Annotated in this window: 14 protein-coding genes; 5 read left to right on the top strand and 9 right to left on the bottom strand. The window is 45.2% G+C overall.

The annotated features are described in order from the left end of the window. Positions 1 to 196: 196 nt before the first annotated feature. Positions 197 to 367: a DUF362 domain-containing protein gene (locus GT508_RS11585; protein ID WP_028088558.1), complete on the bottom strand. Its 171-nt coding sequence runs from the start codon at positions 365 to 367 to the stop codon at positions 197 to 199. A gap of 376 nt (positions 368 to 743) precedes the next feature. On the opposite strand from GT508_RS11585, the gene GT508_RS11580 reads away from it, so the two are divergent. Next, a complete protein-coding gene (locus tag GT508_RS11580; protein ID WP_243144115.1) occupies positions 744 to 1,964 on the top strand; it encodes a substrate-binding domain-containing protein in 1,221 nt (406 codons plus the stop codon). Positions 1,965 to 2,040: 76 nt separating this feature from the next. On the opposite strand, the gene GT508_RS11575 is transcribed toward GT508_RS11580, so the two are convergent. From GT508_RS11575 to GT508_RS11565, 3 genes are read right to left on the bottom strand one after another with little or no spacing between them, the layout of a single operon-like run. Further along, positions 2,041 to 3,453 (bottom strand): sensor histidine kinase, encoded by a 1,413-nt coding sequence (locus GT508_RS11575; RefSeq protein WP_161144292.1) that lies wholly within the window; start codon positions 3,451 to 3,453, stop codon positions 2,041 to 2,043. 15 nt (positions 3,454 to 3,468) lie between these two features. Continuing rightward, positions 3,469 to 4,170, bottom strand: a complete 702-nt coding sequence (locus tag GT508_RS11570; protein WP_028088555.1) for a response regulator transcription factor — start codon at positions 4,168 to 4,170, stop codon at positions 3,469 to 3,471. A 39-nt stretch (positions 4,171 to 4,209) separates the two neighbouring features. After that, positions 4,210 to 6,588, bottom strand: a complete 2,379-nt coding sequence (locus tag GT508_RS11565; protein ID WP_161144291.1) for an endonuclease MutS2 — start codon at positions 6,586 to 6,588, stop codon at positions 4,210 to 4,212. 157 nt (positions 6,589 to 6,745) lie between these two features. Here GT508_RS11565 and GT508_RS11560 point away from each other — a divergent pair, with 157 nt between their 5' ends. The 4 genes from GT508_RS11560 (at position 6,746) to GT508_RS11545 (ending at position 10,988) form a co-directional block, all read left to right on the top strand. Beyond that, complete coding sequence (locus tag GT508_RS11560) at positions 6,746 to 8,035, top strand: S1C family serine protease (protein WP_243144114.1); 1,290 nt, start codon at positions 6,746 to 6,748, stop codon at positions 8,033 to 8,035. A 73-nt stretch (positions 8,036 to 8,108) separates the two neighbouring features. Beyond that, positions 8,109 to 9,050, top strand: a complete 942-nt coding sequence (locus GT508_RS11555; protein WP_161144290.1) for a 3'-5' exoribonuclease YhaM family protein — start codon at positions 8,109 to 8,111, stop codon at positions 9,048 to 9,050. A 2-nt stretch (positions 9,051 to 9,052) separates the two neighbouring features. Next, positions 9,053 to 10,732 (top strand): 23S rRNA (uracil(1939)-C(5))-methyltransferase RlmD, encoded by a 1,680-nt coding sequence (gene rlmD / locus GT508_RS11550; protein ID WP_192934817.1) that lies wholly within the window; start codon positions 9,053 to 9,055, stop codon positions 10,730 to 10,732. Between the two features lie 10 nt (positions 10,733 to 10,742). Continuing rightward, positions 10,743 to 10,988 carry a DUF6061 family protein gene (locus tag GT508_RS11545; RefSeq protein ID WP_015538088.1) on the top strand — a complete coding sequence of 82 codons (246 nt, stop codon included), beginning with the start codon at positions 10,743 to 10,745 and terminating at the stop codon, positions 10,986 to 10,988. Positions 10,989 to 11,070: 82 nt separating this feature from the next. Here the strand turns inward: GT508_RS11545 and GT508_RS11540 are convergent, their stop codons facing one another. The 5 genes from GT508_RS11540 to GT508_RS11520 form a co-directional block, all read right to left on the bottom strand. Next, positions 11,071 to 13,293 carry an FtsX-like permease family protein gene (locus tag GT508_RS11540; protein WP_055149786.1) on the bottom strand — a complete coding sequence of 741 codons (2,223 nt, stop codon included), beginning with the start codon at positions 13,291 to 13,293 and terminating at the stop codon, positions 11,071 to 11,073. Beyond that, complete coding sequence (locus tag GT508_RS11535; protein ID WP_015538086.1) at positions 13,283 to 14,050, bottom strand: ABC transporter ATP-binding protein; 768 nt, start codon at positions 14,048 to 14,050, stop codon at positions 13,283 to 13,285. Before GT508_RS11535 ends, GT508_RS11540 begins: the two co-directional genes overlap by 11 nt. A gap of 101 nt (positions 14,051 to 14,151) precedes the next feature. Beyond that, positions 14,152 to 15,165 (bottom strand): sensor histidine kinase, encoded by a 1,014-nt coding sequence (locus GT508_RS11530; protein ID WP_015538085.1) that lies wholly within the window; start codon positions 15,163 to 15,165, stop codon positions 14,152 to 14,154. After that, positions 15,162 to 15,833 (bottom strand): response regulator transcription factor, encoded by a 672-nt coding sequence (locus GT508_RS11525; protein WP_015538084.1) that lies wholly within the window; start codon positions 15,831 to 15,833, stop codon positions 15,162 to 15,164. Before GT508_RS11525 ends, GT508_RS11530 begins: the two co-directional genes overlap by 4 nt. A gap of 26 nt (positions 15,834 to 15,859) precedes the next feature. Beyond that, positions 15,860 to 16,409 (bottom strand): sigma-70 family RNA polymerase sigma factor (locus GT508_RS11520; protein ID WP_161144288.1); only part of this gene is annotated, 550 nt, incomplete at its 5' end.

The following is a 16,409-nucleotide window of genomic DNA, read 5'->3' as shown; positions in this document are numbered from 1 at the left end:
CTTATAATATAATACTTGTCCCTTATGGGTAAATGTATCATAGCACAGGGGAAAGCACCGATTTCGTCAGAATCCGTCGAGGGAAACAAAAATGTTGAAAAATGCGCAGTACATAAATACTGCGCATGAGTTTGCCTGAATATGAAAAGAACCTGCTGTTGGCAGGTTCTTTGTATATGCTTCTTATTTCGAATGATTAGCCTTCAGAAATAGCTCCTACTGGACACTGAGCTGCACATGCTCCACAATCTACACAAGCGTCAGCATCAATTTCATAATGCTCTGCTCCCTGAGAAATAGCTCCTACTGGACATTCAGCTTCGCAAGATCCACAGCTTACACATTCATCACCAATTACGTGTGCCATAGTATTATACCCTCCTTTGAGTTTAAATTCTAGACATAAACCAATTCGTTGTCTCTGTCCATATCATAATACAAAAAGCTGAAATAAACAAGTAAATTACATGTTTTTTTGGAAATACATAAAAGTTTAGTCATAACTAACTTGCGTTAGCAGATACTGTTGTGAAAAAGCATATTCGGTGGTGAAAAGAGACGTTCTTTTGAATTTTGGGTAAATCCCGGTTAAAATTAAGAAAAATTTCAATAAAAAATTCAACAAATTTTCACCGTTTTGGTGTATAGTATAGAATGCTGATGAAGTATAAGAAAAATAGAAGTGAAAATAGGAGTAGAATATAATACAGGTAGAAATGATACCGGATATAGGAGAGAGGAAAATGAAAAGAAATCGAATCATTGCTATGCTGCTTGGTACGGCACTGCTTGTATGCGGATGTCAGCAGACACCGAAAGCAACAGATGAAGAGAAGAAGATTGAAGCAGAGAAGAATACAACCAAGACAGAAGAGAAGGAATATCAGGGCAAATTAGACCTGATCAGTCCGGCGGCTTATAATAATACAAACGGACTGAAGCTGAAAAAGGGAGACTACATTTCTATTATAGGAAAGGCGAATGGTACGCAGTATTGGGACGAAGTAAAGAAAGGTGTGACACAGGCTGCAGAGGATCTGAATGCAAGTCTTGGATATACAGGAAAAGACAAGATAAAAGTAACGTATAATGCACCGGATAAAGCAGATAATGTGGATGATCAGGTGAACCTTCTGGATGAAGAATTGGACAGATATCCGGTTGCGGTCGGAATCTCAATTGTAGATCTGCAGGCTTGCCAGGTACAGTTTGATCTCGCAACAGACAGCGAGATCCCGGTTGTCACTTTTGATTCCGGGTCTGATTATCAGGGAGTGGCTGCGGATGTATCGACGGACAATGTAGCTGCAGGAACAGAAGCAGCACAGAGACTGGCAGAAGAGATGAGAGACAGCGGGGAAGCAGTTCTGTTCATTCAGGATTCGAAATCACAGGCTGCTCTTCAGAGAGAAAAAGCGGTGACGGATGAACTGACAGCAAACCATCCGAATATTTCTGTGGTAAATGTATATCACATGGATGAATTGAGCAATATGCAGAAGACAGTATCTGACGAGATCAATGCCGGAACTTACCGTCCAAAAGACAGTGAACTTCCGGATGGACAGCTTACCGGAGAAGATATAGTGGCTGCAGACAGTATTACAGAAGACCAGGTAGTCGATTACATCCTTGCCAAACATCCGAATATCACCGGCTGCTTTGCGGCAAACGGTGATTCTGTGAAACTGGCAGCTGATGGACTGGAAAGAAATAAAATGGAGAAAAAAGTAAAAGTGATCGGTTTTGATGCCAATGATGATGAGATCCAGGATCTGAAAGACGGTACGGTTGATGGATTGATCGTGCAGAATCCATTCGGCATGGGATACGCAACCGTGGTGGCTGCGGCAAGAGCTTCTCTTGATATGGGAAATGAAGCTGTAGTGAATACCGGATATACCTGGGTGACAAAAGAGAATCTGAAGACGGATGAAGTGCAGAAGATACTCTATACAAAATAAAAAAGAAAGTCATTTCTGTGAATATGAGCAGAAGTGACTTTCTTTTTTGGAAGATAAGGGATAATTCCCTGTTACATTAGCCTGCAGCTTTCGGAAGTGAAAATGAAAACTCTGTTCCTACTCCTTCTGTACTCACTACAGTGATGTTCTCACCATGTGCCTGCACCGCTTCTTTCACGATCGCAAGTCCAAGACCGGTGCCTTTCTTATCCTTCCCGCGGGAGAGATCACTTTTGTAAAAACGTTCCCAGATTTTTCCGAGTGCCGCCCTTGGAATTCCGATCCCATTATCTTTGACTGCTGTATATATTTTTTCACCGCGGTCTGTTGTTTCGATGGTAATAATAGAATCCGGATCGCTGAATTTAATGGCATTGTCCAGCAGATTGTATAAGACTTGCTGGATTTTACGTTTGTCGGCATTTACATTCAGATGCTTTGTTGCGAAGACCAGTTCAATAGAGATCTTCTTCTGGGTGCAGACTCCCTCGAAGGATGCCGCCACGTGTTTGATCATCTCGTGGATATCGAATACTTCCCGGTTGAGAAGCAGGTGATTGGTGTCGAATTCATTTAATGTCAGCAGATCATGTGTCAGGTCTGTCAGACGTTCCGTTTCAAATAAGATAATCTTCAGGTACTTCTCATGTAGTTCAGGCGGGATAGTTCCGTCTGTCATAGCTTCTACATACCCTTTGATGGAAGTAAGCGGAGAACGGAAATCGTGGGATACATTTGCCACAAATTTCTTCTGGTAATCTTCCATATCACGAAGCTGTGAAGACATATAGTTCAGTGATGCAGACAGATAACCCATCTCGTCTTCGGTCGTGACCGGAATCTCATACTCCAGATTGCCGGAAGCATACTGTGTTGCAGCTTCGGTGATCTTGTGAAGCGGGCGGTAGACAAGGAAATGGAATGCCAGCAGGATAATGAACGAGAGCAGGAAGATCACGATGAGTGTGATATACACACCACGCATCAATATATCCGTCATAGTATCAACGACGGTAGTGTACTGATGGATCATCAGATAACCTTTTGGAAAATACCCGTAAGTCACCGGAACGGTCACAGTGATGACGTCATTGTCGAAATATCCGTGATAATCACCGGTCTGTGAACGGTCACTTCCGGATTCGGCAGGATCAAAATCCTTGATCGTATCCGGAGCGGATGGGTATTCACCGGAATGAGCGGAGGCGATCATGTTACCGTCCCTGGAAACGAACCAGACTGCGGCATCCAGCTGGGTCTCAATCCCGGATAAGATCATCTGTGTATCAGATTCCTGCAATTCACCGGAAAAATAACCGGGAAGATAGCTGGTGGCAACCATCGTAGCCTCTCGGTACATGCTGTTACTTATACGGTTAAAGATCGGTGTACGGACCAGATTCTCTGTCAGCGTTGCGGTTGTAAAAAGGCTTAAGAATCCGAATATGATATAGATAAATATGAATTTTAAATATAATGTACTTTTCATGATATCTACCCGCTGTTATTTTACTTCAAATTTATAACCGATTCCCCATACGGTGCTGAGACTCCAGCCGTTATGATCCTTGATCTTCTCGCGGAGACGTTTGATATGAACATCTACGGTACGGGTATCGCCGATGTATTCGTAACCCCAGATCTGATCCAACAGCTGTTCTCTGGTGAAGACCTGATTTGGAGAAGACGCGAGGAAATAAAGAAGTTCCAGTTCTTTCGGAGGCATCTCAACGGTATGTCCGTCAACAATGACAGAATAATTAGTCAGATTGATCTCAATTCCCGGATATTCGACACATTTTCCCTTATCTGCCTGAGGGGTCTCAGGTTTTGAACCAACCTGATAGCGGCGTAAAACAGCTTTTACGCGGGCAACAAGCTCTTTGGCATCGAACGGTTTCATAATATAATCATCTGCGCCGAGTTCAAGACCAAGTACCTTGTCGAATACTTCGCCTTTGGCTGAGAGCATGATGATCGGGGTGTTGGATCTGGTGCGGATCTCACGACAGACCTGATATCCATCGATACCAGGCAGCATAAGATCTAAAAGGACCAGATTCGGTTTGTAAGTATCAAAGGCAATCAGTGCCCGTTCGCCGTCGTGGACCATCATGGTATCAAAGCATTCTTTGGCCAGATATAAAGAGACCAGTTCGGCAATATTTTCATCGTCATCGACGATCAGTATTTTCTGTTTATTCATAGATGTATACGCCTCCCATATGCAGATGCATTTTTTGTTTTATTTCAGTTCGGCAATGGTTACGCCTGCGTCACCCTCGCCGAAAGCCCCAAGACGGAATGATTTGACATGTTTCTGCCGCTTCAGATATTTGTGGATGCCGGCTCTTAAGGCTCCGGTACCTTTTCCGTGAACGATTCTTACGGAACTGAGATGTGCAAGCGATGCATCATCCAGATACTTATCCAGTTCGGCCACCGCCTCATCGACCGTTTTTCCAAGAAGGTTGATCTCCGGACTGATCGCAAGGGATTTGCCCATTTTAACTTTACCTTTGCCGGTCTGACGAGTTCTTCCGGTAAATGAATATGCCGGCGCTTCGTCAATGATCTCCAGATCGGAAATATTGACTGTGGAGCGCAAGATTCCCATCTGCACGGTGACATTCCCTTTGGCATCCGGAAGTGAAGTGACAGATCCGGTTAGGTTCATGCTGAGTACTTTGACAGATTCACCCAATTTGAAATCACTGGCTTTGTAAGTCTTTTTCGGTTTTTTCGCATCCGTCTTCATGGAATTCTGTGTGGCATTCATTTTCTTGCGGAGACGTTCACGTTCTTTTTCCATCTCGGCAACGGAAATATTTGCCTTGCCGAACTTGTGGAAGTTACGCATCGTCTCATCGGCGGTTTCCTTGGCATCGGCCAGAATCTCATGCGCTTTTTCATTGGCTTCACGGATGATGCGGTCGCGCTGCTCTTCTAATTTGTCACGTTTCTGACGGGTCTCTTCTTCGAGACGTTCCAGCTCACGTTTGTAGTGCTCGATTTCTTCCTGTTCTTTCCGGATAGTACGCTTACTTGTCTCGAGATCGGTCAACAAGTCTTCGAAGGATTCATCCTGTTCGGTCAGGTGTGTTCTGGCATCATCGATGATGTAATCAGGAAGGCCAAGCTTTCCTGCGATGGCAAACGCATTACTCTTTCCCGGGATACCAATCAGAAGACGGTAAGTCGGACTGAGCGTCTCGACATCAAATTCACAACAGGCATTCTCAACACCTGGTGTGGAAAGAGCGAAGACTTTCAGCTCACTGTAGTGAGTAGTTGCCATGGTGCGGATCCCTCGCTGATGGAGATAGCTTAAGATGGCGATCGCGAGAGCGGCACCTTCAGTAGGGTCGGTTCCTGCGTTCAGCTCATCGAACAGCACCAGAGAATGTTCATCTACATGTTTTAAGAACGAGACGATGTTCGTCATGTGAGAGGAGAAGGTACTGAGGCTCTGCTCAATACTTTGTTCATCTCCGATATCGGCATATACATTTTCAAAAAGAGCCAGCTCCGAACGGTCCAGTGCAGGGATATGAAGTCCCGCCTGTCCCATCAGGGTAAATAATCCGACCGTTTTTAAGGAAACAGTCTTACCGCCGGTGTTTGGTCCGGTTACGATCAGAAGGTCGAAAGTGTCACCGAGAGTGACGGTGATCGGAACGACTTTCTTTTTATCTAACAGAGGATGACGTCCTTCGCGGATATGGATTTTTCCCTTTGTATTGAAGACAGGCTTACTTGCGTTCATAAGAATTGCAAGGTTCCCTCTTGCGAAAATGAAGTCCAGTTCCGTCATGATTTTATAGTCGGTGCGGATGGACTCTGTATATTCTGCGACATCGGCACTTAAGCGTGCAAGGATTATCTGTATCTCTTCCTGCTCTTTGCCGTAAAGTTCTTTCAGGTCATTATTCAGTTTTACAACAGACATTGGTTCGATGAACAGGGTAGAGCCCGTGGCAGACTGATCGTGGATCAGACCGGATACCTGGCTCCGGTATTCGGCTTTGACCGGGATACAATAGCGGTCCCCGCGCATTGTGATGATCGAATCCTGCAGATAGGTGCGGAGTGAACCATTGACCAGAGAAGATAAGGTAGAATGTACTTTATCGTTGATCTGGTTCATGGAACGGCGGATCTGCTTCAGAGTGCTGCTGGCATCATCGCTGATCTCATCTTCGTCAATGATACATCTGCGTATCTCGGTGCTGATCAGTGTCAGCGGCTCAATCTGCTGGAAAAATATATCCAGACAATCTTCCGCATCGTCTACAGTCTCATGACGGCCGTAGGCTTTGATCTGTCCTGCATTTTCCAAAAGCTTGCAGATGCGCAGGAGTTCCCCGCTTCCAAGAGCTGCACCGACTTCCAGACGCTTTAAAGATTCCCCGACCGGGTTGCAGCTTCCGAAAGAAGGACGTCCCTTCCTGATGATACGGGTAAATGCGGCGGCAGTTTGTTCCTGTGCAGTATTGATATCCGGAAGAGATGTCATGGGTTTCAATCTCTTGCAGCGTTCTTTGCCGCCGAAAGAGGTTGCCTGTTCTATTAAGATGTCAATAATTTTATGATATTCTAATTTCGTTAATGTTTTTTTATTCATGTTTTTCACCTGGATCTATTCTATGTTACTGTATGTACAGTAATTCTGGTCAGTAACTATTCTACCTTATTTACGCTATAAAGAAAAGGATAATATTGAACATTCCCATTCCATACGGTATACTATAAAAAGGATTGTAAAGGAGACGGAAGAGCTGATGGATGAGCAGAAACATCTGAAAAATGAACAGGGCGAACCTGGAAATAAAACTGAAAAATCAGAGTATTTATTTATGCAGGAAACAATCAAAGATGAGAACAGCCGCGGGAAAAAGTACCGTAAAGATCTGCTTCGGATCGCAGGACTTGGAGTGGCGTTCGGTGTGTGTGCCTGCATTAGTTTTTCTGCGCTCAGGCCATGGCTTGATGAAAAGTTTCCCAGAGATTCACAGGAAGTTGTAATACCGGAAGAAAAAGAGGAAGAAAAGTCGGATGAAACCACTGCAGATACCGGCAATGACAGTACAGTACAGACGCTTGGCATTGACAGTTACAGAGAACTTCAGAAAGCAATGAATTCAGTAGCATCCGAAGCCGCAAAATCGGTAGTTGAGGTCATCGGTATCTCGGGAGAGCAGGACTGGACGGAAGAATCTTATGATAATAAGAACAGTGTGTCCGGACTGATCATTGCGGATAATGGACAGGAACTTCTGATATACGGAAAGACTTCTATATTAAGAGATACAAAAGAGATCCATATCAGATTCGCGGATGGGACAACGAAGCAGGCTTCTGTGAAGAAGAAGGATGAAAGTCTTGGATTTGCGATCTATGCTGTAGCCAAAAGCAGCATCGCGCAGTCAACATGGCAGCAGATCAGTATTGCAACTCTTGGCAGTTCCGGTTCGGTACAGAAAGGAGATGCTGCGGTGGTTCTCGGAAAACCGTTCGGTTATGCGGGAGCGGTTGGATTCGGAACAATTGCGAGCAGCAGAAATGAACTGGACGGTGATGACGGAAGTTATCCGCTTCTTTGTACAGACATTGGTGCGGCAGAGGACGGGACAGGTGTGATCATCAACCTGTCGGGCGAAGTGGTTGGAATTATTGACCAGGGTATATCCGGAAACAGCAGCAAAGAACTGGTGACTGGTTATGGAATCTCAGGATTGAAATCAGAGATTGAACTGTTATCCAACGGTCAGGCGGTGCCATATATCGGCATCCGTGGACTGGATGTGACGGCAGAAATCGAAGCGCAGGGAATTCCTGAAGGCGTGTATGTCCGGACCGTAGAGACGGATTCACCGGCAATGGCAGCAGGGATCCAGAGTGGAGATATCATTACGGAGGCAGCAGGGAAGAAGATAACATCACTATCAGCCTACCAGAGTGTACTGCGGGACCAGAAAAGCGGCAGTAAGATCAGACTCAAAGGACAGAGACAGGGATCCGGTGGTTATGTGGACATTTCCTTTGACGTGACAGTCGGAAGTAAGGAGTAGTTTGCCGGACTGGATGTTTTGGTGCCGGGACAGTTGTAAAATAAAGATATAGAATATAGAAAGAGGAAATAAGATGAGATATATCAATACCCTTCACGAAGGGGAAACGATCAGAAATGTATATTTGTGTAAAGGAAAGCGTTCAGCGGAGACCAGAAACGGAAGACCGTATGATAATCTGATCCTGCAGGATAAGACCGGAACACTGGACGGAAAAGTATGGGATCCGAATTCCGGTGGAATCGCAGACTATGATGAGCTGGATTTCATTGAGGTATATGGTGAGATCATCAGCTATAACAATAATCTGCAGATGAATATCAAGCAGATCAGAAAGGTGCAGGAAGGCGAATACATCGCTGCTGATTATATGCCGACAACAGAGAAAAGTACAGATGGCATGTATGAGGAACTGCTTGGATACATTAAGAAAGTAGACAACCAGTATCTGAGACAAGTACTGGATCATTATTTTATAAAAGACGAGACATTTATCCGTAATTTCAAGGGACATTCGGCCGCGAAGACGGTACATCACGGGTTTGCCGGAGGACTTCTGGAACATACACTGAGTGTTGTGAAGTTCTGCGATTACATGGTGGGGGCATATCCGATCCTGAATAAGGATCTGCTTTTCACGGCGGCAATCTGTCACGATATCGGAAAGACGAAGGAATTGTCATCTTTCCCGGAAAATGATTACACAGACGAAGGACAGCTTCTGGGACATATCGTGATCGGTGTGGAGATGATCGGAGATGCAGTCCGCAATATCCCGGATTTTCCGGAGAAACTTGCGAACGAATTAAAACACTGTATCGTTGCACATCATGGAGAACTGGAATACGGTTCCCCGAAGAAACCGGCACTTGCCGAGGCGATGGCTCTGAATCTTGCTGACAATGCAGATGCGAAGATGCAGACCCTGACAGAGTTATTCAAAGATAAAAAAGGTAATGACTGGCTGGGATATAACCGCCTGTTTGAATCAAATATCAGAAAGACAGTTATCTAATGATGCAGAAGAATGAATTAGTAAAGGTTAAAATTGAAGATATCGGAGTCGGAGGAGAAGGCATCGGAAAGGTGGACGGGTATACACTGTTCATCAAAGATGCCATTATAGGGGATGTCGTAGAGGCAAAGGTTATGAAAGCCAAGAAGAATTACGGCTATGCCCGCCTGATGAATGTCCTGACTCCGTCGAAAGACCGCGTAGAGGAAGTGGTCTGTCCGATGGCGAGAAAATGCGGTGGATGTCAGATACAGGAGATGAAGTACCCGGCACAGCTTGCATTTAAAGAATCTAAGGTACGCGGCAATCTGGAGCGGATCGGAGAAGTTCCGGGTGAACTTCTGGATCAGATCATGCATCCGGTTGTCGGCATGGACGAGGAAGGGATGCAGCCGTTCCGCTACCGTAATAAGGCACAGTTTCCGATTGGGACAGACAAAGACGGCAGAGTGACCGCCGGATTCTATGCCGGCAGAACGCACAGCATTATCGGGAATACAGACTGTGTACTTGGTGTGGAAGTGAATGAAGAGATCTTGAACTGTATCCTGGATTTTATGGAAGAATTTGAAATTCCAGCATACGATGAAGTGAAACATAAGGGACTGGTGCGCCATGTGCTGCTCCGTTACGGATTTAAAACGGATGAGATCATGGTGTGTTTGGTCATCAATGGAAAGACCATTCCGCACTGCCATGATCTGGTCGGACGTCTCCGACAGATTCCGGGCATGACAAGCATCACACTCAGCTCGAATACGGCGAAGACGAATGTGATCATGGGCGATACGATCCGCCTTCTGTGGGGGCAGGAGTTCATCACAGACTATATCGGTGAGATCAAGTATCAGATTTCCCCTCTGTCATTTTACCAGGTGAATCCGGTCCAAACAGAGAAGTTATACGGACTGGCACTGGACTATGCAGGTCTTACAGGCAATGAGACAGTGTGGGATCTGTACTGCGGAATCGGAACCATTTCCCTGTTCCTTGCGAAGAAAGCAAAGCAGGTATACGGTGTAGAGATCGTACCGCAGGCCATTGACGATGCAAGGAATAATGCGAAGATCAATGATATTACGAATGCGGAATTCTATGTAGGCAAGGCAGAAGAAGTTCTGCCGGAATATTATAAAGAATATGAAAAGACACATAACGGAGAGACGGTGCACGCTGATGTGATCGTGGTCGATCCGCCGAGAAAGGGCTGTGAGGAATCCCTGCTTCAGACGATCGTGGATATGCAGCCGGAGAAAGTCGTGTATGTAAGCTGTGACAGTGCAACGCTTGCGAGGGATGTGAAGTTCTTAAGAGCAAAGGGATATGAACTTAAGGATGTGACGCCGGTGGATCAGTTTCCGCATACGGTGCACGTGGAGACGGTATGTTTATTGTCCAAACTTAATGCAAAGCAACATATCGAGGTAGACATCCACATGGACGAACTTGATCTCACCGATGCAGAGAAGAAAGCCACCTATTCGGAAATCAAGGAATATGTGCTGGAGCATACCGGACTCAAGGTCAGCAGCTTGTATATCGCTCAGGTGAAGCAGAAATGCGGTATCATCGAGCGAGAAAATTACAACAAACCGAAGTCCGATGATGCAAAACAGCCCCAATGCCCGCCCGATAAGGAAAAAGCAATCAAGGAGGCGCTCAAGCACTTCGGCATGATCTAAGGAGGGCAAAATGAAGCGTTTACTTTCTTGTGAGTTCAATATGGATACTGCCTGTGTGGAGCTGAAATTTGCAAATGGCAGCATGATTGCCATTGATACGATTGCGGTAGAGAATGAGGTTGCCGATAATATATATCAGCGGTCAGAGCTGGACTGGCTGATTTACAACGATCCGGCAGCCTATGCAGATTTAGTTCTCAACGGCGACCCGGAAACATACCTGAAAACTGTTACAGAATATAAACCTTTGGACTGATTACCAGAGATAAAGCAAGCCGCCTGTGCGGGCATATCAAATGCTCATACAGGCGGCTTTTCCTTTTTGTACTGTGACTTTATCAGTTCTCCGAAATGGACCGCTTAAACAATATCCATGTACTTATGAAGTAGCATATCAGCAGTAAGAAAAGAATACCAATGATAATCCCTACTTGTACCATCAAGGCTCCGCAGCCAATATAAGCTGAGATTTCAGCAGAAACACTTTGAAGAAAATAGCCAATCACAATAATTGCTACAACGATTGCCGCTGTGATCGGCATCCCAAACCAAACACCAAGCTGTTTTAGAACCAAAGTATGCAGGTCCTTCTCTTCCACTCCCATTTTTCGCAGAACCGAAAATCTGTAGTTGTTTTTTTCTGCATCCAGGAGCTGCTGAAGAGCCAGCACGGTAAGACACATCACCATCAGAACAATTGCACCATAGATCAAGGACGCTTTTAGGATAAAGTTAAGGGCGATTATACGGTTCACTTCCGTAGTATGGACAGTTGTACTGTATCCTGCCAGATTGTCTTTATCAGGATCTTCTGGATAAGAACGCCCAAGAAGCTGTTCCAGCATTTCTGCCGTTTTGAAGGGAAGCGGATATTGGGTCATCACAAATCGGTTGCGCTGTACCGGAAGCAAGACTTGCGCTATTTCGTCAGGTATGATATACACCACATCTGTATAAAGATTATAGATGGATTCCCCCACAGGCTCCTGAAACACGGCGTTCTCACTGAGTTTCAGGGTGCCTGCGTCAGTTTCCAATAAGGTATGCTCAGCAATGTAGTTTTCAATATCCTTGTCCTCTGCTGCACGATGCCAGTGGGTAGCAAATTCATCCGTTTGTAAGATAATAGGTTCATATCCCAACATTTTCCGAACAGCGTTATAATCCTTCAGTGCGATCGCCAAGGGAGGAAAATTGTACTTTACTCGCTGGTGAAAGTCGCTTTGCTTGGGAAGATATTCCGAAAAAGTCAAATCGTCCTTTATCGCTATTTTGTTTTGTTCTATGAACGCAGTAATTTCTCCATAGTCTGTATCCGGAAGATTTTCCACTTCATAAACATCGTTGTAGCGGCTTGAAATTTGAATATCATAGACAGCCCGACTGTCCAAATAGCCCAGACTCCATCCCGTTAAAACCGGCGCAATGACAAACAAGCAGATAGAAAAAGTCAGGGTCACACAAATGATCGTCATCGTTTTCGTATTGGTAGCCAGCTTAGAGGAAAGCTGTCCAAACAGAAATAAACTCGTATTATGATATTTGCGGGACACTTTAGACTCCTTCCAGTATAGGAGCGCCGCATTCGATAAATACATGACTGCGGAAATGATAAACAAAATATCCGCAACCCCAAACAGCAAATATTGATTCAGAGTTGGAGCGTCAAATCCAAGGAAGTAGGCTTTTTCCAGTTCTGCGATGGAAAAAATCGGGATAGCGGTCAATACAGCACCAGCCAGAAGTCCGCAAAGATATCGGGAAAACCCTATTTTTCTGTGTAAAACAGCACCTGCGATTGCCCAAAGCAGCGTCAGTGCAGGGAAAAGGACATTCCCCCAATACATGAGCTTTACAGGAAGCGGATGTCTGGAATCGAAGTAAAAATGATATTTTACAGTACCTACCTCCAGCATCCACAGCAGCAGAATGCCATAGAAAATACAGATCATCGGCATCCATCTGCTTTTATGAAGCGGTTTTTCATTCTGACGGTTTGCCGTCATAAGCTCAATAATCCTGCTTTTGTTGAGAATTCTGACATTCCCGACTCCAACCAGAATCTGGCAAACAACAAAGAAGCCCACGGTCAACAGCACAGTATCCGGGAAAAACGACCAAGAAAAAGCGTAGGGTTCCCCAAAAGAAGCAAGCAGCATAGCCGTAATGACCTGAGAAACGACCATCCCCAGAAGGATTCCCACCGACACAGAGAATATGAGCAGGAAAAAAGTCTCTCCAAAAAAGAGCAGGCCTATGGTTTTTTGCTCCATTCCCAAGGTTGCCTCAACGGCAAACTCCTTTTGCTTTTTTCTCAGCATGAAACGATTGACATAGTGGATCAGAAACAACAAAAGCAAACTAATCCCGCAAATTGCCAGTTTCATACCTCCAGCCAGCAGGGAAATATTATATTCCGCACCAATGGTCGGATGATAATGGGTGCTGCTGATAGACAAAAACGCATAGAACAGGGTGACACAGAGTGTCATGGTCACAATATAAATCAAATAGTCCTTCACAGACCGCTTTGCATTTTTGAAAATAAGTTTAGCGTACATCGCTCATGCCCCCTCCCATCATGGTAAGGACATCCAGGATTTTTTCAAAGAAAGTCCTGCGGGAATCACCCCCCTTACGGATTTCCGTAAAGATTGCCCCGTCCCTCATAAAGAGAATACGATTGGCATAGCTTGCCGAGAAAGCATCGTGTGTCACCATCAGAATCGTGGCTCCGAGATCTTCATTGATACTCTGGATCGTCGAGAGCAGCATCTGGGACGAGTGACTGTCTAACGCACCGGTGGGTTCATCCGCCAAAATCAGCTTAGGCTGATTGATAATGGCTCTGGCACAGGCGCACCGCTGCTTCTGGCCGCCGGACACCTGATAGGGGTATTTGTCCAGAATATCCGTGATATTCAGCTTTCCGGCCATTTCCCGCACCCGCCCATCAATCTCGCCTGCTGGAACCTTGTTGATGGTCAGCGCCAGGGCTATGTTTTCCGAAATGGTCAGCGTGTCCAGCAGGTTAAAATCCTGAAATACAAATCCAAGATTCTCCCGACGAAACCGGGCAATCTGTTTTTCGTTGATTTCCGTCACATCGGTTCCGTCCAGATAGATATGTCCCGCACTGACGGTATCAATGGTGGAAATACAGTTGAGCAGGGTAGTCTTGCCGGAGCCAGATGCTCCCATGATTCCTACAAATTCTCCCTCTTGAACGGAAAAGCTGATGTCCTGAATTGCTTTTGTAACATTTCCGCCATTTCCGTAATATTTTTGGATATGATCCAGTTTCAAAATTTCTTTCATTGTTATCACCTCTGATCTCTATTGTAAAATAAGAGTGGCTTTGTTTGTATCAAGTTTTCTTACAAAGTTCTAACAAAAATGTAAGAAGTGCAGAACGCTTTTCAGTTCTGCACTTCATGAATCAGACAGTTAATGTGAAAAGAAAGGGAAATGGCTGTGCCATGTTCCGACGACTCCGCCGTAATGCCAATGCCCAGCTTTTCACAGAGCCGTTTGCACAGATACAGACCAATGCCCGTGGACTGCTGAATCAGACGACCATTCTGACCGGTAAATCCCTTTTCAAAGATACGGGGCAGATCGGACGCAGCAATCCCGATTCCATTGTCCTCCACGACAAGGACAACCTGATCCTGCCATTTATGAGTAGAAATGCGGAGAACCGGCTGCTTCGTACGATACTTGACCGCATTGACAATCAGTTGATTTAGGATAAAACGCACCCACTTTTCATCTGAATAAACCGTATCCTGCATTTCCTCCACTTCCAGGCGCATACCACTTTGGAGCAGCAGATATTTGTTATCTGCAATCGCCTGATGCACCACTTGGGACAGTGCCATTTCCCGGACAGAATAATCTTTCTCTGTATGCTCACTGCGAGCATAATAAAGAGCCTGTTCCGTAAAGCGGTTGGTCTTTTCCAGTTCCAGCAGAAGTTCTTTTGTCCAGTTCGTCCGATGGTTTTCACATAGGAGTTTCATGGCAGTAATGGGCGTTTTGATTTCGTGAATCCATTGTTCAATGTATTCCTTGTACTCCAGGCGTTCCCGCTCGACCTCCCCAATCTGCTCCAACATGGATTTTCCAGCCATTTTCAAAATCTGATAGTAAACCTGATCCTCGGCCTGTTCCGGCAGTTCCATCACTTCAGAAATAAGGTATCTCTCGGAGAGCTGCTTCGCCATATCCAGAAGTTTTTTCATCTGCCGCTTTCGTTTCCAGTAAGTGAGGACAAGTCCCATCAGCAAAATCAATGCCCATACGATCAGGATCAATACTACTGCGGAAGCCGAATTGCCGCACACCAGCAAAAATACAGTGAGCGCAGCCATGCAAACAAGGTTCGTCAGCAGAAATGGAAGCCTGTTTTTCCAATACCGTTTGCTGTTCATATCGTGTACCCCTGGCGATGCTTTGTCTTGATAAAATCCGTCAGGCCAATGCCCGCCAGTTTTTCCCGGATGCGGTTGATATTGACGCTCAAAGCATTGTCATCCACATATAGCTGATTGTCCCATAGATAATCTACAATATCATTACGGGAACAAATCTTTCCTGCGTGTTTGAAAAGATAATATAATATTTTCAATTCATTCTTTGTCAGTTCTGCTTGGTTACCGTCATATTCAATCGTGCTACTTTCTAAGTGAAGAATCGCTCCTTGCCAATTCAGACGCTCAATTTGTTCTATCGGGTAAGCTCGTTTCATCAAGGATGAAATCTTTGCCAGCAGAATTGCTGTGTTATAAGGCTTGGTGATAAAAGCATCTCCACCCAGCAAAATACTGTTCAATTCATCCATGTCCGTATTGCAGCTTGTTACAAAGATAATCGGTACATTGGAAAAACTGCGGATTTGAGAACAGATTGAGTAGCCGCTTTCTTGTGGCAGCTTTATGTCCAGCAAAATCAAATAGGGATGAGTATTTTTGACCGCTTGCATAACTGATGTAAAGTCAGTAACTGCGGATGCCTCATATCCGTTTCCGTTTAACAGAACTTGTAATTCAGTTTGAATGATTGGGTCATCTTCGATGATGAGTATTTTATATTTTTCCATGATTACATGTCCCTTTCTTTGAATATTTAGTACCACCAAGGCAGTTCCAGCCAGAAGTTATCCAGAGCCAATTTCTCCGTGGACTTTGCTCTGCTCTCTGACAGATGGAAGTGCTTCGCCGTTTCGCTCAGAGGATGGAGGACATCGTCCTCAAAGCCAAAGCGATACCAGAGATAGGCTTTCTCTCGCTCATCAATCATTTCCAGAGCCGTATGGATTTCTTCGTGGGTTTCCTTTGCAATGAAAATCTGCTCTGGGTTCTGTACTCTGGAATCTGCTATAAATTCATGTTGTCCCTTATTCTCGCCCTTTTTGACCTCATCCAGACGAATGATACAGTCCAGATTTTTGGCTTCAAAGGTAGGATTCAGCCTGCGGATGTAGTCCAGCATGGCATTATGAATAGCCGGGGCAGCATAGGTCAAAAACTTGTTCCCGTAGTCGGGTTGAAAGCTGCTTATGCAGCCCAGAAGCCCCAATGAACCCTCCTGCACCAAATCGTTCAGTTCAATGCCGAGGGCAACGTTCAGCTCCCGCTGTGCGCTCCATATCTCGTATGGAGCGCACAGCGGGAGC

It is taken from the genome of Dorea sp. BIOML-A1 (genome assembly GCF_009875615.1).
Lineage (GTDB): Bacteria > Bacillota > Clostridia > Lachnospirales > Lachnospiraceae > Dorea_A > Dorea_A amylophila.
The sequence above is the reverse complement of the archived record's forward strand: the minus strand, read 5'-3'. Positions and strand labels throughout refer to the sequence as shown.

Excerpts from the sequence above, each read along its gene's own strand:
- GT508_RS11570 (WP_028088555.1), bottom strand. The coding sequence starts at position 4,170 with ATGAATAAACAGAAAATACTGATCGTCGATGACGATGAAAATATTGCC.
- GT508_RS11575 (WP_161144292.1), bottom strand. The coding sequence starts at position 3,453 with ATGAAAAGTACATTATATTTAAAATTCATATTTATCTATATCATATTC.
- GT508_RS11530 (WP_015538085.1), bottom strand. The coding sequence starts at position 15,165 with ATGAACAGCAAACGGTATTGGAAAAACAGGCTTCCATTTCTGCTGACG.
- GT508_RS11580 (WP_243144115.1), top strand. The coding sequence starts at position 744 with ATGAAAAGAAATCGAATCATTGCTATGCTGCTTGGTACGGCACTGCTT.
- rlmD (WP_192934817.1), top strand. The coding sequence starts at position 9,053 with ATGCAGAAGAATGAATTAGTAAAGGTTAAAATTGAAGATATCGGAGTC.
- GT508_RS11555 (WP_161144290.1), top strand. The coding sequence starts at position 8,109 with ATGAGATATATCAATACCCTTCACGAAGGGGAAACGATCAGAAATGTA.
- GT508_RS11535 (WP_015538086.1), bottom strand. The coding sequence starts at position 14,050 with ATGAAAGAAATTTTGAAACTGGATCATATCCAAAAATATTACGGAAAT.
- GT508_RS11525 (WP_015538084.1), bottom strand. The coding sequence starts at position 15,833 with ATGGAAAAATATAAAATACTCATCATCGAAGATGACCCAATCATTCAA.
- GT508_RS11585 (WP_028088558.1), bottom strand. The coding sequence starts at position 367 with ATGGCACACGTAATTGGTGATGAATGTGTAAGCTGTGGATCTTGCGAA.
- GT508_RS11545 (WP_015538088.1), top strand. The coding sequence starts at position 10,743 with ATGAAGCGTTTACTTTCTTGTGAGTTCAATATGGATACTGCCTGTGTG.
- GT508_RS11540 (WP_055149786.1), bottom strand. The coding sequence starts at position 13,293 with ATGTACGCTAAACTTATTTTCAAAAATGCAAAGCGGTCTGTGAAGGAC.
- GT508_RS11560 (WP_243144114.1), top strand. The coding sequence starts at position 6,746 with ATGGATGAGCAGAAACATCTGAAAAATGAACAGGGCGAACCTGGAAAT.
- GT508_RS11565 (WP_161144291.1), bottom strand. The coding sequence starts at position 6,588 with ATGAATAAAAAAACATTAACGAAATTAGAATATCATAAAATTATTGAC.